Annotated in this window: 27 protein-coding genes; 8 read left to right on the top strand and 19 right to left on the bottom strand. The window is 64.5% G+C overall.

Features of this window, described 5'->3' with window-relative positions; genetic code table 11:
* Positions 1-66 precede the first annotated feature (66 nt).
* Positions 67-1,116: a DUF3667 domain-containing protein gene (locus IEV62_RS12815; RefSeq protein WP_188448086.1), complete on the top strand. Its 1,050-nt coding sequence runs from the start codon at positions 67-69 to the stop codon at positions 1,114-1,116.
* A 3-nt stretch (positions 1,117-1,119) separates the two neighbouring features.
* On the opposite strand, the gene IEV62_RS12820 is transcribed toward IEV62_RS12815, so the two are convergent.
* From IEV62_RS12820 to IEV62_RS12885, 14 genes are all read right to left on the bottom strand, one after another.
* Positions 1,120-1,494: a hypothetical protein gene (locus tag IEV62_RS12820; protein ID WP_229733110.1), complete on the bottom strand. Its 375-nt coding sequence runs from the start codon at positions 1,492-1,494 to the stop codon at positions 1,120-1,122.
* A gap of 136 nt (positions 1,495-1,630) precedes the next feature.
* A complete protein-coding gene (ftsH, locus tag IEV62_RS12825; RefSeq protein WP_188448088.1) occupies positions 1,631-3,598 on the bottom strand; it encodes an ATP-dependent zinc metalloprotease FtsH in 1,968 nt (655 codons plus the stop codon).
* Between the two features lie 79 nt (positions 3,599-3,677).
* On the bottom strand, positions 3,678-4,730 hold the full coding sequence (gene tilS, locus IEV62_RS12830) for a tRNA lysidine(34) synthetase TilS (RefSeq protein WP_188448090.1): 1,053 nt from the start codon (positions 4,728-4,730) through the stop codon (positions 3,678-3,680).
* Between the two features lies 1 nt (position 4,731).
* Entirely contained in the window at positions 4,732-5,697 is a 966-nt protein-coding gene (locus IEV62_RS12835) for a tetratricopeptide repeat protein (RefSeq protein WP_188448092.1), read from the bottom strand.
* 63 nt (positions 5,698-5,760) lie between these two features.
* Positions 5,761-6,741 (bottom strand): helix-turn-helix domain-containing protein, encoded by a 981-nt coding sequence (locus IEV62_RS12840; RefSeq protein WP_188448094.1) that lies wholly within the window; start codon positions 6,739-6,741, stop codon positions 5,761-5,763.
* Between the two features lie 109 nt (positions 6,742-6,850).
* Entirely contained in the window at positions 6,851-9,121 is a 2,271-nt protein-coding gene (gene ptsP, locus IEV62_RS12845; RefSeq protein ID WP_188448095.1) for a phosphoenolpyruvate--protein phosphotransferase, read from the bottom strand.
* A 94-nt stretch (positions 9,122-9,215) separates the two neighbouring features.
* Positions 9,216-9,812, bottom strand: coding sequence for a hypothetical protein (locus IEV62_RS12850; RefSeq protein WP_188448097.1), 597 nt, complete (start codon positions 9,810-9,812; stop codon positions 9,216-9,218).
* Between the two features lie 105 nt (positions 9,813-9,917).
* The gene (ruvB, locus tag IEV62_RS12855) at positions 9,918-10,937 is read right to left on the bottom strand and encodes a Holliday junction branch migration DNA helicase RuvB (RefSeq protein WP_188448099.1); all 1,020 of its coding nucleotides are present in this window, start codon (positions 10,935-10,937) and stop codon (positions 9,918-9,920) included.
* A complete protein-coding gene (locus tag IEV62_RS12860) occupies positions 10,934-11,287 on the bottom strand; it encodes a hypothetical protein (RefSeq protein ID WP_188448101.1) in 354 nt (117 codons plus the stop codon). Before IEV62_RS12860 ends, ruvB begins: the two co-directional genes overlap by 4 nt.
* Positions 11,284-11,502: a type II toxin-antitoxin system HicA family toxin gene (locus IEV62_RS12865; RefSeq protein WP_188448103.1), complete on the bottom strand. Its 219-nt coding sequence runs from the start codon at positions 11,500-11,502 to the stop codon at positions 11,284-11,286. Before IEV62_RS12865 ends, IEV62_RS12860 begins: the two co-directional genes overlap by 4 nt.
* Positions 11,480-11,701, bottom strand: coding sequence for a type II toxin-antitoxin system HicB family antitoxin (locus IEV62_RS12870; RefSeq protein WP_188448105.1), 222 nt, complete (start codon positions 11,699-11,701; stop codon positions 11,480-11,482). Before IEV62_RS12870 ends, IEV62_RS12865 begins: the two co-directional genes overlap by 23 nt.
* 20 nt (positions 11,702-11,721) lie before the next feature.
* On the bottom strand, positions 11,722-12,315 hold the full coding sequence (gene ruvA / locus IEV62_RS12875) for a Holliday junction branch migration protein RuvA (protein ID WP_188448194.1): 594 nt from the start codon (positions 12,313-12,315) through the stop codon (positions 11,722-11,724).
* A gap of 115 nt (positions 12,316-12,430) precedes the next feature.
* Positions 12,431-12,916, bottom strand: coding sequence for a crossover junction endodeoxyribonuclease RuvC (ruvC, locus tag IEV62_RS12880; protein ID WP_188448107.1), 486 nt, complete (start codon positions 12,914-12,916; stop codon positions 12,431-12,433).
* Positions 12,917-13,058: 142 nt separating this feature from the next.
* Positions 13,059-13,802, bottom strand: a complete 744-nt coding sequence (locus IEV62_RS12885; RefSeq protein WP_188448109.1) for a YebC/PmpR family DNA-binding transcriptional regulator — start codon at positions 13,800-13,802, stop codon at positions 13,059-13,061.
* Positions 13,803-13,982: 180 nt separating this feature from the next.
* Between IEV62_RS12885 and IEV62_RS12890 the strand changes: the two genes are divergently transcribed.
* Positions 13,983-14,525, top strand: a complete 543-nt coding sequence (locus tag IEV62_RS12890; RefSeq protein ID WP_188448111.1) for a hypothetical protein — start codon at positions 13,983-13,985, stop codon at positions 14,523-14,525.
* Between the two features lie 2 nt (positions 14,526-14,527).
* Here the strand turns inward: IEV62_RS12890 and IEV62_RS12895 are convergent, their stop codons facing one another.
* Together IEV62_RS12895 and IEV62_RS12900 are read right to left on the bottom strand one after the other, a co-directional pair.
* A complete protein-coding gene (locus IEV62_RS12895) occupies positions 14,528-14,767 on the bottom strand; it encodes a DUF2312 domain-containing protein (protein ID WP_188448113.1) in 240 nt (79 codons plus the stop codon).
* Positions 14,768-14,829: 62 nt separating this feature from the next.
* Complete coding sequence (locus IEV62_RS12900; RefSeq protein WP_188448115.1) at positions 14,830-15,135, bottom strand: DUF1244 domain-containing protein; 306 nt, start codon at positions 15,133-15,135, stop codon at positions 14,830-14,832.
* 70 nt (positions 15,136-15,205) lie between these two features.
* On the opposite strand from IEV62_RS12900, the gene pyk reads away from it, so the two are divergent.
* Positions 15,206-16,678 carry a pyruvate kinase gene (gene pyk, locus IEV62_RS12905; RefSeq protein WP_188448117.1) on the top strand — a complete coding sequence of 491 codons (1,473 nt, stop codon included), beginning with the start codon at positions 15,206-15,208 and terminating at the stop codon, positions 16,676-16,678.
* A 129-nt stretch (positions 16,679-16,807) separates the two neighbouring features.
* Here the strand turns inward: pyk and IEV62_RS12910 are convergent, their stop codons facing one another.
* Entirely contained in the window at positions 16,808-17,416 is a 609-nt protein-coding gene (locus tag IEV62_RS12910) for an HAD family hydrolase (protein ID WP_188448119.1), read from the bottom strand.
* 5 nt (positions 17,417-17,421) lie between these two features.
* On the bottom strand, positions 17,422-17,547 hold the full coding sequence (gene ykgO / locus IEV62_RS12915; RefSeq protein ID WP_010160916.1) for a type B 50S ribosomal protein L36: 126 nt from the start codon (positions 17,545-17,547) through the stop codon (positions 17,422-17,424).
* Positions 17,548-17,706: 159 nt separating this feature from the next.
* Here ykgO and IEV62_RS12920 point away from each other — a divergent pair, with 159 nt between their 5' ends.
* The 5 genes from IEV62_RS12920 to IEV62_RS12940 all read left to right on the top strand — a co-directional run bounded on the left by IEV62_RS12920 (position 17,707) and on the right by IEV62_RS12940 (position 22,006).
* Positions 17,707-18,318: a DUF4136 domain-containing protein gene (locus IEV62_RS12920; RefSeq protein WP_308511043.1), complete on the top strand. Its 612-nt coding sequence runs from the start codon at positions 17,707-17,709 to the stop codon at positions 18,316-18,318.
* The gene (locus IEV62_RS12925) at positions 18,315-19,445 is read left to right on the top strand and encodes a M14 family metallopeptidase (protein WP_188448120.1); all 1,131 of its coding nucleotides are present in this window, start codon (positions 18,315-18,317) and stop codon (positions 19,443-19,445) included. The genes IEV62_RS12920 and IEV62_RS12925 overlap by 4 nt, the downstream gene beginning before the upstream one ends.
* Before the next feature lie 118 nt (positions 19,446-19,563).
* On the top strand, positions 19,564-20,250 hold the full coding sequence (gene gpmA, locus IEV62_RS12930; RefSeq protein WP_188448122.1) for a 2,3-diphosphoglycerate-dependent phosphoglycerate mutase: 687 nt from the start codon (positions 19,564-19,566) through the stop codon (positions 20,248-20,250).
* 66 nt (positions 20,251-20,316) lie between these two features.
* Positions 20,317-20,808: a 5-(carboxyamino)imidazole ribonucleotide mutase gene (purE, locus tag IEV62_RS12935; protein ID WP_188448124.1), complete on the top strand. Its 492-nt coding sequence runs from the start codon at positions 20,317-20,319 to the stop codon at positions 20,806-20,808.
* A 130-nt stretch (positions 20,809-20,938) separates the two neighbouring features.
* On the top strand, positions 20,939-22,006 hold the full coding sequence (locus IEV62_RS12940) for a 5-(carboxyamino)imidazole ribonucleotide synthase (RefSeq protein WP_188448126.1): 1,068 nt from the start codon (positions 20,939-20,941) through the stop codon (positions 22,004-22,006).
* A 134-nt stretch (positions 22,007-22,140) separates the two neighbouring features.
* Here the strand turns inward: IEV62_RS12940 and IEV62_RS12945 are convergent, their stop codons facing one another.
* Positions 22,141-24,033, bottom strand: a complete 1,893-nt coding sequence (locus tag IEV62_RS12945; protein ID WP_188448128.1) for a CocE/NonD family hydrolase — start codon at positions 24,031-24,033, stop codon at positions 22,141-22,143.
* Positions 24,034-24,097 lie beyond the last annotated feature (64 nt).

Raw genomic sequence — 24,097 nt, forward strand, 5'->3', positions numbered from 1 at the left:
ATCACGGGAGCGTGCAGTGCCGCAAAAACTATCGCTTCTGCCGCAGCCGGTGATATGTTGCGGTCCATGTCGGGGGAAATGGCAGCAGCAGGCGATATCGCCACGGGGGCATTGCTCGGTCGCGCGGTCGAGCCGCATGCGGGGGAGACGCGCGCCAGCGGGCAACACGAGCACGGCCTGTGTCTCAATTGCGGGACCACGCTGCGCGGCGAATTCTGTTACGCCTGCGGCCAGGCGGGCCATGTGCATCGTACCCTCGCCTCGATCGGGCACGATCTGCTGCACGGCGTCTTCCATTTCGAGGGCAAGATCTGGCGCACCTTGCCGATGCTGTTCACCCGCCCGGGCGAGCTGGCGCGGCGCTATATCGCAGGGGAGCGTGCGCGCTTCGTCTCGCCGCTCGCGCTCTTTCTGTTTTCCGTCTTCCTCATGTTCGCGACGATTCATACCTTCAGCGGCGACGTCGACGGCATTGGCCTAACGCCCAAGCAGCAACTGGTTGCGGTGGAGAACATCGACAAGCAGATCGCATTGGCGAAGGTCGCGCTTGCGGCGGCAGAGGCGACGCAGAAGGGCAACGGCGACACCGCGCGGACGATCGAGGCACGGAGCCAGTTGCGGACGCTCAACAAGGCGCGCAATCTCGTCGCGCCTGCCAAGGGCACCGCACAATTTTATACGAAATGGCCGATCCTCGACAAAAGTATTGCCAAGATAAATGCCAATCCCGGCCTAATGCTCTATAAGCTACAATCGAGCGCCTATAAATATAGCTGGGCGCTTATTCCGATCTCGCTGCCGCTCGTCGCCCTGCTGTTTTTGTGGCGACCGCAGTATAAATTGTACGATCACGCGATTTTCGTGACCTATTCCTTGTCCTTCATGATGTTCTTGGTCGTGGTCGTCAGCCTTTGCGGCACTATCGGTGCACCGGATTGGCTATTCGTTATCCTGCTATGCCTGGCCCCGCCGGGGCATATGTTCGCGCAATTGCGTGGTGCCTATTCGCTGCGCAAACGTTCGGCATTGTGGCGCACGATCGCTCTTCTGTCCTTCGCCGGAGTGGCGCTAACGGCGTTCGGGCTGCTTTTGGTCGTTATGGGATTAATGGGCTAACGCTCACTTGCAAGGGAAGCGGCGGTCCATCATCGCGTAGAAGGCGGCTTGAACGCTGACTTTGCGCTTGGCCAGCGGGATGGCTTCAAATTCCGCCATCACCACCTTCGAATCGATCTTGGCCTGGCCGACCGGTGGGGGACAGGCGCGGCGCGGCTTGCCGGCAAGGCGATCGGCCTCGATCTGCGCGCGGTACGCGGTCCCGGCATCCTTCACCTCATCGCGCAACAATGGCAGATCGGACGATCCAAGCGCGAAAGGCCCTTTGGCCTGCAACGCCTTCGCCTTGGACAGAAAAGTCTCGACCGTCATGGCCTCTGCCGCCACCGGCAGAAGCACGCCTGCGAGCACCAAAATCCGCAACCCGATCCGCATCATTGCCTCCCCGAAAAAGCACGCGCTTTTGGCAATTCTGCGCGTGAACCAATACTGAACCGTGCCACTTGCCGCACCGTCAAGAAAAAGCCGCGCCCGATCAACATCGAACGCGGCCTTTTCGGGACCCTTACGTAGCTCAGGCGCCGGCGGGTGCCGGGTTGCCAAACGGACCACCACCCTTGGGACGGCGCGTCTTGGGGATCGACGTCCCTGCCCCCGGCACCGCCGGGGTCGCCGCATCGGGATCGTCGCGCCCGATATCGCCTTCGAACGCCAGCCGTTTGATTTCATCGCCGGTCAGCGTCTCATATTCGAGCAAAGCGCCGGCAATGCGGTGCAACTGATCAATATGTTCGGTCAGCACTTCGCGCGCCCGCGTCAGACCGCCGTCGACCAGCTTGCGGATTTCGCTGTCGATCATCAGCGCGGTTTCGTTCGACATGTTCTGCCGCTGCGTCTGCGAATAGCCGAGGAAGGTCTCGCCCTGCTGCTCTTCATATTGCAGCGGACCGAGCGCGTCGGACATGCCCCATTGCGACACCATCGCACGCGCCAATTTGGTCGCTTGCTTAATGTCGCCAGACGCACCCGAGGAGACCTTGTCATAACCGAAGATCAATTCCTCGGCGACTCGGCCGCCCATGACGGTCGCGAGATCGGCATACATCTTATCGCGGTGGTACGAGTAATTGTCGCGCTCCGGCATCGACACGACCATGCCGAGCGCACCACCACGCGGGATGATCGTCGCCTTGTGGATCGGATCCGACGCCGGCTCATGCACACGGACCAAAGCGTGGCCCGCCTCATGATAGGCGGTCATGCGCTTTTCCTCGGGCGTCATCACCAGCGAGCGCCATTCGGTGCCCATGATGACGCGGTCCTTGGCGGTCTCGAACTGCGCCATCGCCACCAGGCGCTTGCCAAGCCGCGCCGCCATCAGTGCGGCCTCGTTGACGAGATTGGCGAGATCGGCACCCGACATGCCCGGCGTACCGCGTGCCAGCACGCGCGCATCGACGTCGGGCGCGAGCGGCACCTTCTTCATATGGACTTGCAGGATCTTCACGCGGCCCTCGATATCGGGCAGCGGCACCGTCACGCGGCGATCGAAGCGGCCCGGACGCAGCAACGCGGGATCGAGCACGTCAGGGCGGTTGGTCGCCGCGACGATGATGATGCCTTCGGATGCCTCAAACCCGTCCATCTCGACCAGCAACTGGTTGAGCGTCTGTTCGCGCTCGTCATTGCCATTGCCGAGCCCGGCGCCGCGATGGCGACCGACCGCATCGATTTCGTCGATGAAGACGATGCACGGCGCTGATTTCTTGGCTTGCTCGAACATGTCGCGGACGCGGCTCGCGCCGACGCCGACGAACATTTCGACGAAGTCCGAACCCGAAATCGTGAAGAACGGCACGCCAGCCTCCCCCGCAATCGCGCGGGCGAGCAAGGTCTTGCCGGTGCCGGGTGAACCGACCAGCAGCGCGCCCTTGGGGATTTTGCCGCCGAGGCGCGCAAACTTCGTCGGGTCCTTCAGGAACTCGACGATCTCCTGCAACTCCTCCCGCGCTTCGTCGATGCCCGCGACATCGTCGAAGGTCACGCGGCCTTCTTTCTGCGTCAGCATCTTCGCGCGGCTCTTGCCGAAGCCCATCGCGCCCGAGCCTGTATTCTTCTGCATCTGGCGCAGGACAAAATAGCCAAGCCCCAGGAACAGGAAAAACGGCAGCGAATTGACGAGCAAGACTTGCCAGATCGGCGCGCCCTCCTCGGGCTTCGCACTGATCATCACGCCCTTTTCGCGCAAGCGATCGGTGAGGCGCGGATCCTGCGGGGCGTAGGTGCGGAATTTGGAGGCATCGGCGAACGTGCCGGTGACGACGTCGCCCGCAATGTTCACGTCCTTCACGCCGCCTTGCTCGACCCGGTCGAGGAACGCCGAATAGGCGATCGCCGTCGAACCCGGGCTGGCCGAACGGTTGTCGATCAACGTCACGAACAGCGCCAGCGCCACGAGGATGCCGACCCAGATGAGCAGCGATTTCATCCAGGGGTTGGCCCCATTATTGTCGGAGCCTGGCTGCTTGTCGTTATCGTTCATACAGAAACGTACCTTTCTCGAGGCACCAAGATAAGCACAGCGCGATTAATGGCAATGGAACAGCGCCGCATTTCGTCGATCACACAGAGCGACGCGGTGGTTCTTCCACGAATCGCCACACATTGCCCTTTACCGACACCAGAATTCCGGCCTGAGTCGCGCTTTTCCCGGCTTCGAGCGCGTCGAGCAACGGCTCGATATTGGTCGAGTCGTCGAACGCCGGGCGGGCGATGGCGTTGACCGCGCGGACCGATTCGATCGCCGAGCGGCACATCCGGCGTTTCAGTTCGCGCGGCAAATCGGCGATATCGAGCCAGCTTTGGAAATCCGGATCTTCGACCCCGACCGGCACGATCTTGCGCGTCCGCCACAGCCAGTTTTCGATCTCGCGCAGCGTCGCATCGGCCTCAGCCGCATAGGCGGCAGATTTGGCGAGCTGCGACGGATCGAGCCACCGCGTCGCCTGCAACAACGCGCGGAAGCGGGTGCGGTCATAATGGTCGTCCGCATTACTGGGATCATCGACGAACGGCAGCGCGAGCGCCACCGCGAGCGCGCGCAGTTCCGCGACGCGCCAGTGCAGCAGCGGTCGCACGAGGGCGACCGTGCTGACATCGAAGACCATGCCGGAATCGCCGACCGGCTTCGATACCTCACGCGTTTGCAACGCGCGGATGCCGGCCAGCCCCGCGACCCCGGACCCGCGCGCGGCCCGCATCAGGAAGGTTTCGGCCTGATCATCGGCATGATGCGCGGTGGCGAGGTTTTTCGCGCCGCTATCGACCGCCCAGCGCAGCAGGAGCGGATAGCGCCGCTCGCGCGCCCGCGCCTGGACGGCGCTGGTGCCGATCTCATCCTCCACCGGCAAGATTGCGTGCGGAATCGCCGCAGCCTCACACCAACCGGCAACCATCGCCGCTTCGTCCGCAGATGCCGCGCGCAAACGATGATCGACCGTCGCCGCCACCACCTGTCCCGGAAAGGCTGCGTATGCCAGCGCGAGCATCGCCATACTGTCGGGCCCGCCCGACACGGCAAGCGCCACGCGCTCACCCGGCGAGACCGATCGGCCCAGCGCGCGCGCGAAATCACCGCGAAACCGCTCGACCGTGGCCCGGTCGAGCGCGTTCATCTCACGAACAGCTCGAATCCGCGCGGCCCTTGGCCACGCCCGCCTTCATCCGCGGATCGGCCTCGACCTTGGCACCATAGCTGCGCGTCAACTCGGTATAGACCTTGCAGACTTGCACAGCTGGTTTGCCGAGCTTCACCAGCGCCTGGGCGAGGTAATACAGGCTCTCCGGGGCACGATCGCCATCGGGCCATTTCTTGTAATTGTCATAGAAAGCGAGGCTCGCCAGCGACGGCTTGCCCTCTTCCAGATACGAGCGCCCAAGCAGATTTTGCGCGTAGCTCGCGCGTTTATGCGTCGGGAATTTCGTCGTGACCGTGGTGAATTGCGCCTCGGCCTCGGGATAGAGTTTCGCGGCCCACAAGCGATATCCATACAGATACGTGTCTTCCGCGACATCCCCGGTGGTGGGTCGCTCGACCGCAGCAACGCTGGTGCTGCGCGCAGGGTCAGTCGCGCCCACGGCCTTGGTTGTCGCGACGGCAGGAGCCTTCGGCGGAATCGGCTTGGTGACGACGGGCTTGTCGATCGGCGGTTTGGACGGAAGCGGCCGCTCGATCGGCCCCGCATCGATCGGCGCAGCCGAAGGGGCAGGGGCCGCCGCGGCACTCGCCTCCAGCGCCTTGATCCGCGCATCGAGCAGTTGGACCTTGTGCTGGTTGGTCTCGATCTGGGCGATCATGCCGCGCAACTGCGTCTCGAGCGAATCGACGCGCGTCGTCAAATCGGCGACCGGGCTGGTCGGCGATCCGGGCAGGATCGTTTCGGGGTTGGCCGGTCGATTGTCGGGCTGCACGTATTGCCCGCTGCCGCCGGGGAACACCTTGCGCTGAACGGCGCGCATCTCCCCCTCGAGCCGATCGACCCGCCCCTCGATCGCGCCGCGCTGCCCGCTTTGCGCGTGCGCCGGCGGCGCGGTCACTGCGGCTCCGCTCAGCAGGATGACGGACAGTATAAGGTTACGCATGATACACCCCCCGGTGCGGTAAAGTCTTGAGCATAGCGGAACACCGCACGGTGTCGCCAGCCTTCACGGTGTCGGAGTCGGGCCCGACGCAGGCGCGACGGGTTCGGGTGCAACCGGGACGGGTGCAGCGATGTTGAGCGGTGCCGACGCCGACGGGATCGCGCGGCTGGCACGCGGCGTGGCGCGCGCGGTTGGCCGGGATGGGATCGTGGTCGGCGCGGCGGACGGCGCAGCGGCGGGTACAATCGGCTGCGCCCCTGCCGCCGTCGGAACGCCACGCGCCGTCAGCGAGGCGGCATCGATCGCCACATCCTTGATCGCGACCCGGCCATCGCCCAGCGGCGCGACCGGTGCGCCGCCAACGGTGATCTGCAACTTGTCGGGCCGACCGACATTGATCAGCGGCGTCGTCGCATCGGCCGGGACGGTATAGACCTCCCCCGCCTTCAACGTGCCTAGGAACAGCGTCTTGCCCGCCGCGTCATAGACTTTGAGCCAGACCTCGCCAGTCGCGGTCAGCACAACCGCCCCGGTCGGGACGCTGGGCGTCGCGACAGCGGCGGGCGCGGGGGCCGCTTCGATCTTATTCTCGACGACGGGCGCCGGGGCAGACTCCTCGCCGCGGAACAGCGTGGTACCATAGAACAAGCCGACCCCGACCAGGAGCAGTACAGCGACGATCAATGCGCCGATCGCCAGCCCACGCGTCGGCACGCGCGACGGTTCGTCAATCTCATACGCTTCATATTCGGTGCGGCGGACAGCGCCGGGCTGATCGCTCGCGCCGCGCACTTCGCGCGCGATTGCAACCTCGTCGAGATCAACCGCACGAGCATAGGCCTTGGCGAAACCGACCGAGTACGTGATCGAGGGCAGCGCCGCGTAATTGCCCGCCTCGATCGCCTCGAGCTGCCGCACCGGCACGCGCGTGCGCGCGGCGATTTCGGCCAGCGACAACCCTTGCGCCTCGCGCGCCTCGCGCAGTTTTTCGCCGGCGGTCTTGGGAAACAGGGTCGCCTCTTCGGGCGGATTCGGGTCGGTCATCAGTCTCTCCGACAGGATGGGTGCGGCCCGATCATTGTCCTGTCCTGCCCGCGTGTCTCACAAAGGGACGCCGACAAGTCAACGGCCCGTGGCGTGATCTGCGCTGCGATCACGCCAGTTCGACATGGTTTTCGCTCGCCCAGGCGCCAAGCGCGCCGCGCATGTCGCGCGGGGGCGCCTTGAGCAGTTCGGCCATATGCGCCGTGAGCGCAGCGCGATCGAGCGAGCGGAGCATCGCCTTGATCGGTCCGACGGCCGCCGGCGTAATCGACAGCCGTTCGATCCCGAGGCCAATCAACGCCATCGCCTCGAGCGGACGCCCGCCCATTTCGCCGCACACCGTGAGTTGCACCCCCGCCGCACGCGTCGGTTCGACCAGTTTTGCCAGGAACCGCAAGATCGCCGCACTTAGCCAATCGTAGCGCTCGGCGAGCTTCGGATTGGCGCGGTCGGCGGCAAACAGAAATTGCGTCAAATCGTTGGTGCCGACCGACAAGAAGGAAATGTTGGGCAGCAACAGATCGAGCTGTTCGGCGAGCGCGGGAACTTCAAGCATCGCGCCGTAGCGGATTTCGTTCGGCAACTTCTTGCCGCGGCCGATCAGCCAATCGCGCTGCGCTTCGAACAGCGCGCGTGCTTCGTCGAATTCCCACGGCTCGCTCACCATCGGGAACATGACGCTGAGCGTCCGCCCGGCCGCCGCCTCGAGCAAAGCGCGCGCCTGCACCTTCATCAACCCGCCGCGTTCGAGCGCGAGCCGGATCGCGCGCCAGCCCATGGCGGGATTCTCTTCGTCGGCATCCTCTTTGTTGAGATAGGGCAGCGCCTTGTCGCCGCCGATGTCGACCGTGCGAAAGATAACGGGGCGATCCCCCGCGGCATCGAGCACGTCCTTGTAGAGCCGCTGTTGACGCTCACGCGACGGCAGCGTGGCCGAAACGAGGAACTGGAATTCGGTGCGGAACAGGCCGATTCCGTCCGCGCCAGTCACATCGAGCGCCGACACGTCATCGCGAAGTCCTGCATTGACCATCACCGTGACGCGGTGACCGTCCAGCGTCACCGGTGCCACGCTCTTGAGCGCAGCGAACACCGCCTTGCGTTTCTGGCGAAGGTCGAGCGCGGTTTCGAACGCTTCCTCCATCGCGGTCGAGGGCCGCGCAAAGACATTGCCCGCGGTCACGTCGAGCAGCAACAGATCGCCCTCGCCGATCAGCCGCCGCACATCGCGCACCCGCCCTAGCACCGGCACCCCCATCGCCCGCGCGACGATCGTCACATGCGCGGTGAGCGAGCCTTCCTCGAGCAGCACGCCCTTCAGCCGCCGCCGATCATATTCGAGCAGCTCGGCCGGCCCGAGATTGCGCGCGATCAGGATCGTGTCCTGGCGCAAGCCCATTTGCGCCGCGGTGCCCATCTGGCCCGAGACCGTGCGCAGCAGCCGGTTCGAAAGATCCTCGAGATCGTGCATCCGGTCGGCAAGCAACGGATCGTCGATTTGCCGCATCCGCATCCGCGTGCGCTGCTGCACGCGCTCGATCGCCGCCTCGGCGGTCAAGCCGCTGTCGATCGCCTCGTTGATGCGGCGGCTCCAGCCCTCATCATAGGCGAACATCTTGTAGGTTTCGAGCACCTCTTCATGCTCGCCACCGACACCGAATTCGGCTTGCGCGGCGATCCGCTCGATCTGCTCGCGCATCTTGTCGAACGCGGCATAGACGCGGTGGCGCTCGGCCTCGGTATCCTCGGCCACGGTATGTTCGACATGCACGCGCGGCTGGTGGAACACGGCATAACCGCTCGCCATCCCCTCGACGAGCTTCAGCCCGGCGATGCGCATCGGTGCGGTCGATTGCGGGCGCACGGTCGCGGCGCCGGTCGCATCGACCAGTTCGGCATTGGCGATCAATTCGCTCAGCACCATCGCAACGGTCTGCAGCGCCTCGATCTCGACATCGTCATATTTGCGGCTTTCGACATGCTGGACGCACAGCACGCCGACCGCTTGCTCGCGCCGGATGATCGGCACCCCGGCAAAGCTGTGGAAACGGTCCTCTCCGGTTTCGGGCTTATAGGCGAAATCGGGATGCGACGCGGCTTCGTCGAGGTTGAGCGTCTCGACTTGCGCGGCGATCGTACCGACCAAGCCCTCGCCCAACGCGAGCTTGGTGACGTGGACCGCCTCCTGCGCGAGGCCGCGCGTCGCGTAGAGTTCAAGCACGCCTTCGCGCAGCAAATAGATCGAGCAGACCTCGCTCGCCATCGCTTCGCCGACGATGCCGACAACGGCGTTGAGCTTGGCTTGCGGCGCTGTGCGCGACGCCATCACATCGTGAAGACGGCGCAGGATTTCTCGGGCGGAGGCAGCGGCGGAGGGCATTGCAACGGGGCTAACAGATTGTGGCCGCCCTTGGCTATCGTGCGACGCACAAGATTTGCTTTGGCCGACCCGTACGATCAAGCCGGGCGCGGCTTTAGGCGGTGGCGATCATCCGCTGGAACGCTTCGATGTGCCGAAGAATTTGCGTGGCATCGCCGCCGAGGGCGTCGAGTTGCTTCAGCCACGCCGCCCGTGCACGGCGCAGCGCACGCGGATTGCGGGCATGCGCCAAGGCCGCCTTGTACGACAGCATCAAATTGTAATCCGCCGTCGCCAGATCCCAGCGCGTGCAGACCAGCGAACGGCTGGTGGACAAGGCACCGGCGCACCCAAAGCTCTGGACGCGGGTGGCAGCGCGCGGATCAGAAACGCCGGAATCGGGCTCGTCCGCCGCCGCGAATTCCGGCCGTTCCGGTCGGGGTGCCGCAAAGAGCTTGGTGAGCCACGCGGCGGCCGAGCGATTACCGGCATCCACGGTTGCGTACGACGCGTCGCCAGTTCCATGAACCGAGGCCGCGACCGCCGCTTGCGCCGGGGCGGCACGTTCGGTCGACTTCCCATTTGCCAGCGAAGCCACGCCAAAGATCGCAGCGACCCCTGCCAACCCGGCCAATCCCATCGCGAACAGCACTTTCGGCGAGGCGCGCTGCGGTGTTCGAGCAAGCGGGCAGCGCGCGTCGGAACAGCGCACCAGCGCGGCCCGCTCGGCAGATTTGCTACAAAGGCTGCACCGTTCCGTCGCCATGATATCGGAACGCTAGTGAAACAGTGTTAAACTCGGGTTAGCCGGACATGCTCAATCGAACAGCCCGTCCTGGCTGCCGGCGGGCGGATTGAGCCCGAGATGTTTCCAGCCACCTGCATTGAGGCAGCGCCCGCGCGCGGTGCGCGCAATCAGCCCTAATTGGATGAGATAGGGTTCGATCACTTCCTCGACCGTGTCGCGTGGTTCGCTAAGGCCGGCCGCGAGCGTTTCCACCCCAACCGGGCCGCCGCGATAAATGTCGGCAATCATCATCAGATACCGCCGGTCCATCGCGTCGAGGCCGAGGCCATCGACTTCGAGCCGGTTGAGCGCCGAATCGGCGGCATGGGCATCGACTTGGGTCTGTCCGGCGGCATGCGCGAAATCGCGCACCCGGCGGAGCAAGCGCCCGGCGATACGGGGCGTGCCGCGGCTACGGCGCGCAACTTCGGTGGCACCCTCGGGCGAGATGGCGAGGCCGAGCAGCCCGGCGGCACGCGTCACCACACTGGTCAGTTCCTCGACCGTGTAGAAGGTCAGTCGCACCGGGATGCCGAAGCGATCGCGTAAGGGCGTGGTCAGCAACCCTTGTCGGGTCGTCGCGCCGACGAGCGTGAAGCGCGGCAAATCGATCCGCACCGAGCGTGCCGACGGCCCCTCGCCGATCATCAGATCGAGCGCGCGATCCTCCATCGCCGGGTAAAGCACTTCTTCCACGGCGGGTTGCAGGCGGTGAATCTCGTCGATGAAGAGGACATCGCCGTCCTCGAGATTGGTGAGCAGCGCCGCGAGATCGCCCGACTTGGCGATGACCGGCCCCGACGTCGCGCGGAACCCCACCCCCATCTCGCGCGCAACGATCTGCGCGAGCGTCGTCTTGCCGAGCCCTGGCGGGCCGAAGAACAGGACATGATCGAGCGCATCGCCGCGTGCCTTGGCGGCGGCGATGAAGATGCGGAGGTTTTCGCGTGCCGCCTTCTGCCCGACGAAATCGTCGAGCGACTTCGGGCGCAGCGCCGCGTCGACATCCTCGGGCGTGCGGGATGCGGTGAGGAGGGGGTTGTCGGTCATGCCCGCCACGCGCCCTCAATGAAGGCTGGGCGAAAGACCCGGGTGTCCCGTTCCTTGGGCTGAAGCGTCAGGACCACCGATTCTGGCCTGTTCCACCGCCGCGACATGACGAATTTGGCAAACTCGTCCTCCGACATATAATTCACGCCTGCGAGCCGGCACTCGTACTGTGGATGTTTGCTGCCACCTGCGTGGTCGGCGACCTCGACCAGGCTCGCGCCGTGGTGATGCTTGCTCAACCATTGCTGGATTTCGGCTATAGGGTCGCTGACAATCAGAGCTTTTTCATCCGCGAAACCAACGACCGCCGGGGAACGAGCGATTAGGGCAACCCCAGTAACTTTGCTCACTTCATCGCATCCAGCAGCTCGTCCACGGTGATATCTGCCTGATCGAGCATACCCGATAAAGTCCCAAGCTTAAGTTCGCGGCGTTCCGGCACGATACAGGTCAGCGATCCGCGTTTGAGAACGATGTGGCTCCCCTTTTGGCGGACTCGCACGAAACCAAGCCGTTCCAACGCCCGTATGGCCTCGCGACTGCTAAGCCGCGGCAGCCGACGCATTGTCGTTCACGGTGATCGTACTCAGAAGAATGTTGCCACGGACTCGCAACGGTGCCTCTTCGAGATAGAGTTCGACCGCCTCTTTGAGGTTAGCCAGCGCTTCCTCGATCGTTTCCCCATCGGTCGTCGTCATCGTCTCGGGATTGTGAGCGATATACCCGCCCTCTTCGGCGGGCGTCAGAACAGCGGATAGTTGCATGGTCGGCTCCTCATCTCTTGTTACCGCGTAACCTTGCGCAGCGCCAGCCGCACCAGCGCGTCGAGGCTCGCGCCCGCCCCCAGTTCCTCCTCCGCCGCCGCGACCGCGCCGCTGGCTTCGGCGGGACGGAAGCCGAGGTTGAGGAGCGCCGACACCGCATCCGCGCTGGCACCGGTCGGGGCAGCCAAAACGCCCGCGCCGCCGATTTCGACCCCGCCGATCTTGTCCTTCAATTCGCGCACGATGCGTTCGGCGAGCTTCGGCCCGACGCCGTTGGCACGCGCGACCATCGCTTTGTCCTGCGCCGCGATCGCGCGCGCGAGGTCGGCGGGTTCGAGCGCCGAGAGGATCGCCAGCGCGACGCGTGCGCCGACGCCTTGCACGCCCGTCAACAAACGGAACCAATCGCGTTCGGATGCGCTCGCAAAGCCGACCAGGCGGATGAAATCCTCCGCCACGAGCATCTCGGTATGCAGCATCACCGCTTCACCGATCGGCCCGATGCTGGCGAGCGTGCGCGACGAGCAGCCGACGAGATAACCGACCCCGCCGACATCGATCACGGCGTGGTCGAGCCCGGTTGCGTCAAGCCTGCCTTTGAGATGCGCGATCAACCCAGCCACCATTCGTCATGCCGGACTTGTTCCGGCATCCACCGGGCCGCAAGCGCCGCAGGCATTTCTATGCGGCACGGTGGACCCCGGAACAAGTCCGGGGTGACGGCGGTGCTCACCGAAGCGCGCGCGCGCTCGCCAGATGGTGCGCGTGGCAGATCGCTACGGCGAGCGCATCGGCGGCATCGGGACCGTCGATCTTCACGCCGGGCAGAAGGCGCGACACCATCGCATGGACCTGCGCTTTCTCAGCGTTGCCGGTGCCGACCACCGCCTTCTTGACCAATCGCGCAGCATATTCGCCGACCTCAAGCCCCGTGCGCGCCGCCGCGCACAGCACGACGCCGCGCGCTTGCCCGAGCTTGAGCGTCGATTGCGGGTTGGCGTTGACGAACACTTCCTCGACCGCGCACGCATCGGGCGCGTGATCGATCAGCAGCGCGGACAACATCGCGTCGAGATGCGCGAGGCGGCGCGGAAGCGGGGCGGCGGTGTCGGTCTTGAGCTTGCCGTTGGCGACGTGGCTCAGGCGGTTACCCTCGGCACGGATCAGGCCCCAGCCGGTGGTGCCGAGGCCGGGATCTAGGCCGAGGATCAGCATTCGCAAACTCCCTCTCCCTGCGGGAGAGGGAAGGAGAAGCGCAGCGACGGAAGGGTGAGGGCAGAGCGCGCGAGGGTGCTGCCCTCACCCTCCCATGCTGCGCATGGGCCCCTCCCTCTCCCAAAGGGAGAGGGGATTGGACTCACCCCAATTTCTCGAGGATCGCATCGGGCACGTCGTAATTGCCCCACACGGTCTGCACATCGTCATCATCGTCGAGCGCGTCGATCAGCTTGAACAGCGTGATCGCATCCTCTTCGCCGACTTCGACCATCGTTTGCGGGCGCCAGGCAAGCTTGGCGCCTTCGGGTTCACCGAGCACGGGCGTGAGCGCGGTGACGACTTCGTGGAGTTGGTCATTCGCGGTCCAGATTTCGTGACCGTCTTCGCTCGACGAGACGTCCTCGGCCCCAGCCTCGAGTGATGCCTCGAACACCTTCTCCGCATCACCCGCACTCACGGGATAGTTGATCAGGCCCATCCGGTCGAAGGCATGGCTCACCGCGCCCGACGCGCCCATATTGCCGCCGTTGCGCGTCATCGCGATGCGGACGTTGGTGGCGGTGCGGTTGCGATTGTCGCTAAGCGCCTCGATGATCAGCGAAACGCCGCCGGGGCCGAAGCCTTCATAGCGGATTTCCTCGTAATTCTCGGTGTCGCCCTTCGACGCCTTGTCGACCGCGCGCTGGATGTTGTCCTTGGGCATCGACTGCGCCTTGGCGGCGTTGATCGCCATGCGCAGGCGCGGGTTCATGTCGGGATCGGGCAAGCCCATCTTCGCCGCGACGGTGATTTCGCGGCTGAGCTTGGAGAACATGCCCGAGCGCTTCTTATCCTGCGCGCCCTTGCGGTACATGATGTTCTTATATTTGGAATGGCCTGCCATTTAGTCCTCGATCGCGAAAGTCGCGCTTTACGCGGTCACCGTTCAGTACCGCAACCCCTTGCCAGCCGCCGCAATCGGCGGTGAGATGGTATTATGCCGAATGAAAGTGAGCGCAATCGAGCGATACACCTCATCAGGATTCTGATCGGGGATGTCATTGCAGCCCGCGAGCGCCTCAACATGGCCGACACGCAGACAGCCCGCCGAGACGTTGTTCGCGCAAGCCTGGCCGCGATAGAAGGTGAGGTATGGCTCGCACGCGACCACGTCAGGGATACTCTACGGGGTTTTGACGAGCTGTCGCCTTTGGCGAATCTCGCATTAAGTGAGCAGGCTTATGTGGTGACGGAAAACGGCAAGCTGCTTGAGCAGACACGAAGTGTGCCGCTACCGACCGCGGTCAGATTGGTCGTCGCCCAGACCCAAATTATCTGTCCTGAGCTTGCTGTGGATTTTGCTGGTACCGGCTGGTCGAACTTCCGGCGCGCCGTTTCAATCCGCAACCGTATCACGCACCCTCGACCGGAAAACGACCTGAACGTCAGCGACGAAGAGTTGCACGCAGTAGCCTCCGGCCTTTCCTGGCTAGCAGCGACAATCGAATACATTATGGCTAGTACCAATCTGGCTCTGATCGACGCACGAACGTTTCTAGATCAACTCCTCGCGGGTAACGCGGACGCGCTCGAAAAATACCAGTCCGAACTCGAGCGCGGCGCCTAAGGCTATTTCATGCCGAGCGCTTGGAGATAGGTCTCCATCATCATCTCGGCCTCGTCGCGATGATGTTTTTCCATTTTGCGCAGCCGCACGATGGCGCGGATCGTCTTGGTGTCGAAACCGGTCGATTTCGCCTCGCCGTAAACATCCTTGATGTCGTCGGCGATACCCTTCTTTTCCTCTTCGAGCCGCTCGATCCGTTCGATCAGAAGGCGTAATTGGTCGGCGGCGATAATGTCGCTCACGGTAATGCTCCCCGCATGGAATCAGTGAAAGGCGGGCGCTTTAGGGCAGCGAACGCCTGGCGTCACGCATTCTTCGCAACGCTCTCCGCCATGCGCTGAAGTTGCTCAGGGCTCGCCTCGGCTTGGTGCTCGGCCTTCCACTGCGCATAGGGCATGCCGTAGACGACCGCGCGCGCGGCGTCCTTCGACAGCGTACCATCCGCCTCCTGCACCCAGTCCGACAGACAGTTGCGGCAGAAACCGGCCAGCCCCATCAGATCGACATTCTGCGCATCGTCGCGGTGGCGCAAATGCCGTACCAGCCGCCGGAACGCCGCCGCCGCGACCGCATCGTCAAGGCTGTCAAGGTCTTTGGCCAAATCGGTCATGTCATCGCTCCGCAGTTGATCGCGCGGAGATAGGGGTTAGAGGCAGGCGGGCACAAGCCAGGACCTCCCCATGACCAAAGCTTCCCCGACAAAGGCGTTTGCCCCACGTTCGCGCAAGGTGCGGATTTTGGCCACGCTTGGCCCAGCGAGCAGCAGCCCCGAGATGATCGCTACGTTGTTCGAGGCCGGGGCCGATGCGTTCCGCGTCAATATGAGCCACGGCGATCAGCAATCGAAGGTCGCAGTGATCGCGGCGATCCGCGGTCTCGAGAAAATCTACGGTCGCCCCACCACGATCCTTGCCGATCTGCAGGGGCCGAAGCTGCGCGTCGGCAAATTCGACGGCGGGCGGACGCTGCTCGAAAAGGGCTCCACCTTCACGCTCGACCGCGACCCGACGCCGGGCGATTCAACCCGCGTCGAATTGCCGCACCGCGAGATTTTCGAAGCGATTGAAGTGGGGGCACGCCTGCTGCTCGACGACGGCAAATTGGTGCTGCGCGTGACGGCCCATGACGCGACGACGATCGTGACCGAAGTCGTGGTCGGCGGCGCATTGTCGAACAGCAAGGGGCTTAACGTGCCCGATGTCGTGCTGCCGATGGCGGCGCTGACCGAGAAGGATCGCAGCGACCTTGCCTTCGCGGTCGATCAGGGGGTCGACTGGATCGCGCTGAGCTTCGTGCAGCGGCCCGAGGATCTGGCTGAGGCGCGGAAACTGATCGGCGGCAAGGCGGCGTTGCTCGCCAAGATCGAGAAGCCACAGGCGATCGACCGGCTCGAGGAAATCGTCGAGGCGTGCGACGGCGTGATGGTCGCGCGCGGCGATCTCGGCGTCGAACTGCCGCCCGAAAGCGTGCCGCCGCTGCAGAAGCGCATCATCGAAGTGTCGCGCCGGCTCGGCCGCCCGGTGGTGGTGGCGACGCAAATGCTCGAATCGATGATCACCTCGCCCTCCCCCACCCGCGCGGAAGTGTCCGACGTGGCGACCGCAATTTATGACGGGGCCGACGCGATCATGCTCTCGGCGGAAAGTGCGGCGGGCGCATGGCCGAGCGAATCGGTCGCGATGATGAACGCGATCGGCGAAGCGGTCGAACGCGACCCGACGCATGGCGACCGCATCCACTTCACCGTGATCCGCTCCGACCCGACCACGGCGGATGCGCTGTCGGAGGCCGCCAAAAACATCGCCAAGACGGTCGATGCGGTGGCGATTGTGTGTTTCACCACCTCGGGCTCGACCGCCCGCCGCGTCGCGCGCGAGCGGCCCGGCGTGCCGCTGATCGTGCTGACCCCCAAGATCGAAACCGCGCGCCGCGCTGGGTTATTGTGGGGCGCCTATGCGATCCACACCAAGGACGTCGATTCGTTCGAGGAGATGGTCGCCAAGGCCAAACGCATGGCGCTGCGCCACGGCCTCGCCAAGGCCGGCGATCGCGTCATCCTGATGGCGGGCGTACCGTTCAAGACGCCGGGATCGACCAACGTGCTGCACGTGGTGCGGATCGTCGGGGATGAGTTGAAGGGGTATTCGCACTGAGCGGGCTTCGCAACGCCCCACCCCGGCGGACGCCGGGGCCCAGTTGCGTAGCCCATCGTCATATGGCGCAGTGCCAGCCACTACCCGCCCGCAGCTGGGCCCCGGCCTTCGCCGGGGTGGAGTCGCACGTTAAAGCGGCAGCCCTAATTCCATCAGATCACCGCGCAACGTCGCCGAATCGCTGAACAACACGGCGTGCATCCCCACCCCCTGCGCGCCCGCAACATTGTCCGCGCGGTCGTCGACGAACACGCACTCTTCCGCACGCAAGCCGAAGCGGTCGAGCGCGAGAGAGTAGATCGCGGGATCGGGTTTGGTCAGCAGTTCGTCACCAGAGACGATAATGCCGCGGAAGCGATCGAACAGGTCCGCCTCGCGTTCCCGGAACGGTGGCCAGAATTCGCCCGAGAAATTGGTGATCGCATACAGCGGCACGCCCGCCGCATCGAGCTCCAGCACCAGATCGCGCATGCCCGGCAGCATGTTGCCGAGCTGTTCGGTAAAGCGCGGGCCCCACGCGGCGATCAGTGCGGCATGGTTGGGATATTGCGCGCACAGCTCGGCCGAGGTCTCGACAAACGGGCGCCCGGCATCGTGTTGAAAATGCCATTCCTTGGTCGCGACATCGCGCAGGAACGCATCGAGCGCCGGACCCGGTGGGGTCAGACGCTCGTACAGGAACCGCGGGTTCCAATCATATAAGACGTTGCCGACGTCGAAAACGACGGCCTTCGCCACGGGCTTTAACCCTGGCGTGCCTTGAACCGGCGATTGGTCTTGTTGATGATGTACGTACGGCCGCGACGACGAATCACGCGGTTATCGCGGTGACGGCCCTTGAGCGACTTCAGGGAATTGCGGATCTTCATGATCGATTCGCTTTGCAAATTCTGGAATGTGGAAAAGAGGGGCTGCGCATATGGTCGCCTTACGCCTAAGTCAAGCCGAAGGGCGGTGAAACGGCGCGGAACCCGCAGGCGGGGTCGAAGCGTTACACCCCTGCAACGGTTCCGTGGTCGAAGGATAGAATGATGAAGCTGGGTTTGGCATTGGCGCTGGCAACCACCGCTGCGCTTGGGGCGTGTGCAACGACATCGGTGGCACCGGTAGAGGTTTCGCGCTTCCATCTCGGCGCACCGCTCGAGACCGGCACGCTGACGACCGAGCCGCTCCCAAACGGCGGTCCGCCGAGCCTCGAATTCAAGACCTACGCCGCTGCGGTCGAAACCGAGGCGCTGCGCAATGGCTTCACCATCCCGGCAAGCGGAACCACGGCGCAATATCTTGCGGTCGTCGGCTTCAGCCGGACGCTGCGACAGGGCGCCCCGCGCGGCGGCGGGCTGACGATCGGGCTCGGCGGTGGCGGCTATAGCGGCGGATATGGTGGTGGCGGAGTCGGCGTGGGCGGCGGCGTGTCGTTCCCGGTCGGCAAGCGGCGCTACCGCGAAATCGTCGTCACGCAACTGACGGTGCAAATCCGCCGTCGCCGTGACGCGACGGTGATCTGGGAAGGCCGCGCCGAGACCAGCGCCGATGGCACCGCACCCGAAGCGCAGACTGATATCGCCGCCACCAAATTGGCGCATGCGATGTTCCAGGGCTTCCCCGGCGAATCGGGCCGCACTATCACGGTGAAATGACACACACCCCATTGCTCAGCATCAACGCCGCCTTCGACAGCGGCAATATCGCGGTCAGCGCGGTCGAGGGCGACCGCGTGACCCTCAATATCCGGCAGGATCATCTGTCGGATTTCTACCAATGGTTCCATTTCCGCGTGGCCGGTGCGCGCGGGCGGACGCTGACGTTCCGCATCGCCAATGCCGGCGGCTCGGCCTATCCGTTCGGCTGGCCGGGCTATAAGGTCCGCGTCAGCACCGACCGCGAGACGTGGCGGATGGCACCGACGCGCTATGTCGACGGCGCGCTCGAATTCGAATGGACGGGCACAAGCGAACTCGTCTGGTTCGCCTACTTTCAGCCCTATACAATGGAGCGCCACGACGCGTTGGTCGCGCGGATCGCCGGCCAAGCCGGCGTCACGCACCGCGAGCTCGGCCAGTCGCTCGACGGGCGGGCGATCGATTGCCTCGAGATCGGCAGCGGCCCCAAGCATGTCTGGCTCTATGCGCGCCAGCATCCCGGTGAGAGCATGGCGGAATGGTTTATGGAAGGCGCGCTAGAGCGGCTGACCGATGCCGCCGATCCGGTGACGCAAGCGCTGCTCGACAAGGCGACCTTCCACTGCGTACCCAATATGAACCCCGACGGCAGTTTTCGCGGGCATTTGCGCACCAATGCGGCGGGCGTGAACCTCAATCGCGAGTGGAACACGCCGACGCCGGAAAAATCCCCCGAAGTGCTGTGCGTGCGCAATGCGATGGACCAGACCGGCGTCGCCTTCGCGATGGACGTGCATGGCGACGAAGCGATCGCGGCTAATTTCCTCGCCGGGTTCGAAGGCATTCCGTCGTGGACCGACGCGCTCGGCGCGAAATATTACGATTTTGGCCGTCGGCTTGAGGCGCATACCCCCGATTTCCAGACCGCGCTTGGCTATGGCAAAGCCGCGCCGGGCAAGGCTAATCTGACGATGTCGACCAACCAACTGGCCGAGCGCTTCGGTGCGGTGTCGATGACGCTGGAAATGCCGTTCAAGGATCACGATCCCAATCCCGATGCCGAATTCGGCTGGTCGGGCGAGCGATCGAAAAAGCTGGCGCACGCGTGCCTCGAAGTGCTGGCGGAAATGATCGACGGGATTTGAGCTAACCCAATTGTTTGTCATCCCCGCGAAAGCGGGGACCCATCTCCAGCGGCACGAGCTGGGTCCCCGCTTTCGCGGGGATGACAATAGAACACGCCGAATACGGAGAACACGCAGAATGCCCACGCTCGTCCTGATCCGCCACGGCCAATCCACCTGGAACCTCGAAAACCGCTTCACCGGCTGGTGGGATGTCGATGTTACAGAGAAAGGCGCGGAGGAAGCGCGCGCGGCGGGGCGGTTGATGGCGGCGAAGGGGCTCGATTTCGACACCTGCTTCACCTCGCTGCAAAGCCGCGCGATCAAGACGCTCAATCTGGCGCTGGAAGAAATGCAGCGGCTGTGGTTGCCGGTCGAGAAGGACTGGCGGTTGAACGAGCGGCATTATGGCGGGTTGACCGGGCTCGACAAGGCCGAGACCGCCGCCAAGCACGGCGACGCGCAAGTCCATATCTGGCGCCGCAGCTTCGACATCCCGCCGCCGCCGCTGGAGGCGGGCAGCGCCTATGACCTGTCGGCCGACCGGCGCTATGCCGGGATCGCGATCCCCAATACCGAAAGCCTGAAGGACACGATCGCGCGTGTCCTGCCGTATTGGGAGGGTCGCATCGTGCCCGAACTCAAGGCAGGCAAGCGCGTGCTGATTTCGGCGCATGGCAATTCACTGCGCGCTTTGGTCAAGCATCTGTCGGGGATTCCCGATGACGCGATCACCACGCTCGAAATCCCGACCGGGCAACCGATCGTCTATGAGCTGGACGACAACCTTGCCGCCACCGATCGCTATTATCTGAGCGAGCGGTAGCGGCGACCAGACGGACTTGCCAGCGGGACGGTTGCCCTGCCTCGCACCGCCCGCTACGCATCAGAGATGAGATCGGCCGAGACCCCGCACATTGGCATCATCATGGGCAGCACCTCCGATTGGGAGACGATGCACCATGCCGCCGATTTGCTGACCGAATTGGGCGTGGCGCATGAAGCGAAGGTCGTCTCCGCCCACCGCACGCCGCAGCGGCTCTATGATTATGCGATGAGCGCCGCCGATCGCGGGCTGAAGGTGATCATCGCGGGGGCAGGCGGCGCGGCGCATTTGCCCGGCATGGCGGCGGCGCTGACGCATTTGCCGGTGCTGGGCGTGCCGGTCGAGAGCAAGACGCTGAAGGGCGTCGATAGCCTCTATTCGATCGTGCAGATGCCCGCTGGGGTGCCGGTTGGCACGCTGGCGATCGGCAAGGCGGGGGCGAAGAATGCCGCATTGCTGGCAGCGGCGATTTTGGCGCTGTCGGATGCGGAGCTAAGCGCGCGGTTGCAGGCGTGGCGTGGTGCGCAGACGGATGGTGTGGCGGTCGATCCAAGTTAAAAGTAGCGCACCCTCACCCTTCCCACCGCCTATGGCGGTGGGCCCCTTCCCTCTCCCAATGGGAGAGGGAGGGAGGAGCGCAGCGACGGAAGGGTGAGGGTGACTGGCGTTTGAAGAAGCGGAAAACGATATGACCCCCCTCCCCCCCGGCTCCACGATTGGCATCCTCGGCGGCGGACAGCTTGGGCGGATGCTGTCGGTTGCCGCCGCGCAGCTCGGCTATCACACCCGCGTGCTGGCGCCCGATCAGGAAGCCGTCGCAGCGCAGACCGCGTCGAGTTTCACCCGCGCCGATTATCACAGCCGCATCGTGCTCGACGAATTCGCCGCTGCCGCCGATGTCGTGACGTACGAGTTCGAGAATATCGCGCTCGATCCCGTGGTCTATCTCGCGGCGAAAGTCCCCGTCCACCCCGCCCCCGCGGCGCTTGGCATCGCGCAGGATCGCGCGCAGGAAAAGCAGTTCGTCGGCGAACTCGGCGGGCGCACCGCGCCCTGGGCCAAGGTCGAGACGCTCGCCGAATTGCGGGCGGCCGTGGCGGAGATCGGCTGCCCGGCGATCCTCAAGACGCTGCGGCTCGGCTATGACGGCAAGGGACAAGTGCGCATCACCACGCCCGACGATGTTCCGGCGGCGTGGGAAGCAATCGGGTCGCGCCCCGCGATCCTCGAGGGGTTCGTGACCTTCAGCCACGAATTCTCGATCCTGCTGGTGCGCGGGCGCGATGGCCAGATGGTCAGCTACCCGCCGCCCTGGAACGAACATAAAGACGGCGTGCTGGCGCGATCGACCTTACCCGCCCCGGCCGAAGTCGCGGCGTGCTGGGGCGAGGCGGCGGCGCTCGCCGGGCGGATCGCCGACCGGCTGGGCTATGTCGGCGTGCTGGCGTGCGAGTTTTTCGCCGGGCGCGATGGCCCGGTGTTCAACGAAATGGCACCGCGCGTGCACAATTCGGGGCATTGGACGATCGAGGGCGCGGTCTGTTCGCAATTCGAGAACCATATCCGCGCGATTTGCGGGCTGCCGCTGGGCGACACGGGATTGACCGCGCCGAGCGTGGCGATGGAAAATCTGATCGGCCACGACGCCGATCGCTGGGCAGCGATCCTGGCGGAGCCGGGCGCGCATCTGCACCTCTACGGCAAGGAAACCCGGCCGGGGCGCAAGATGGGGCATGTCACGCGGTTGGGGCGGTGAGCCATCTTCCCCTCTCCCATCGGGAGAGGGGCACGCCGCGAAGCGGCGCGGGGTGAGGGTCTGTTCACGAGCTCACCCTCACCCTTCCCACCGCTTCGCGGCGGGCCCCTTTCCTCTCCCAACGGGAGAGGGAGTTACTGTACCACCGGCAACGCCACGAAACTCGCATCCGCGCCGCTCACCACGATCTTCTGCGTCGCCTTCACATAATCGCCGGGCTTCGCGAAGAAAATGTTCGGCACGAAGCTCTGCGGGTTGCGGTCGTAAAGCGGGAACCAGCTCGACTGGACTTGCACCATGATGCGGTGGCCCGGCAGGAAGACATGGTCCGACGCGGGCAATGCGAATTCATATTTCAGCGGCACGTTCGCGGCGATCGGCTTGGGGTTGCCGAGTCCTTCGCGATAGCGGCCGCGGAAAATGTCCATCGCGACGGCCAGCTGATAGCCGCCCATCGCACGGTCGCCGGGCACCTGATCAGGATAAACGTCGATCAGCTTGACCACCCAATCGCTGTCGGTGCCGCTGGTCGAGGCGGTGAGATGGACGACCGGAACCCCCGCAATCTTGACCGGGGCGGTCAGCACCGCGCCGGTGAAGCTCAACACGTCGGGCCGCGAGGAGACCGGGCGCTGGTCGCTGGTCAGCCAGCCGGTCCAGTGATCGCCGTCATATCCGATCGGCGCGACCGGGCGCGGCACGAAGGTGACGGGCTTGGCCGGGTCCGACACGTAATCGACCGTCTGCACATCGCCCGGCGTGGCGTCGAAGCCAAGCTTCTCGCCGGGCTTCAGATAGAGCGGCGTCGTCGCCTCGGCGATCGGCCAACGGTCGCTGCGCCGCCATTCGTTGGTGCCGCTTTCGAACACCGTCACGGGCGCGACGTCCATCGGAATGCCCTTGAGATAATGCGCGAGGAAGGGGCTGAGCACCGTGCGCCGCCACGTCTTGCCGGTATCCTGATCCCATTTCACCGGCCCGAGGTTGCTCGCAGCACCGATTTCCTGCCCGTGATACCATGGCCCCATCGACAGATAGACCATGTCCCCGCCCGCATCCTTGGATTTCAGCGCGCGGTACACGGCGGTCGCGCCGTAAATATCCTTCTGGTCCCATTGCGAGGCGACCAGCATCGTTGGCACCTTGAGCGGTTGCTTGGCGAGCACCGTGTCCATCGCTTGCTCCGCCCAAAAGCTGTCATAGGCCGGATGCGCGACGATCTTGTTCCAGAAGCCGATCTGCTCGAGCCCGTGCGCCTTGCCGATCGCACCGGCCGACCCGCCGTTGAGGTAAAGGTCGTAATCGTCAGCATAGGACGAGATCCAGGGAGAGGAATTGTCCTTGGTCGCGACCTGCTCCCACACATAGGGCATATTGGTCTGACGGAAGGCGCCGTTGTGGAACCAGTCGTCGCCGCGCCAGCCATCGACCATCGGGTTCATCGGCACCGCGACCTTGAGCGCGGGATGCGGGTTGATCAGCGCCATCAGCGGCAGGAAGCCGTCATAGGAAATGCCGAGGATGCCGACCTTGCCGTTCGATTCGGGCAAATGCTTCACCAGCCAGTCGATCGTATCGTACGTGTCGGTCGAATCGTCGGTCTTGGTCGGGTTCCACTTGGTCCCCGCTTGCGCCGGGTTCATCATATAGATGCCCTGCGAGCCATATTTGCCGCGCACGTCCTGCACGACCCGGATATAGCCGCCGCCCACCACGACATCGGGCGCGCTGTCATAACCGTCGAGCACCGCGCCGAGATCGCCGCTTTTCTGCAAGGAAGTCAGGCCATCGGCATTGTACGGCGTACGCGTCATCAGGATGCCGGCATCCTTCGCGCCCTTCGGCACGAGAATGACGGTGTGCAGTTTCACCCCGTCACGCATCGCGATTTCGACGATCCGCCGTTCGAAATTGAACCCCTCGGTCGAGAGCACCGGCTTGGCCGGGCGTTCGTCATAGCTTTGCGCATGCGCGGCGAGGGGAAGGAGCGCGAGAACTGCCGCGCCGATGAGCCATCTAACCAACATCGCAATCCCCCATCGTCACCCCGGGCTTGTCCCGGGGTCCACCGGGCACGAACCCGACCGGTCA

Origin of the sequence: Sphingomonas psychrolutea (assembly GCF_014636175.1) — a bacterium.
Taxonomy (GTDB): domain Bacteria; phylum Pseudomonadota; class Alphaproteobacteria; order Sphingomonadales; family Sphingomonadaceae; genus Sphingomonas; species Sphingomonas psychrolutea.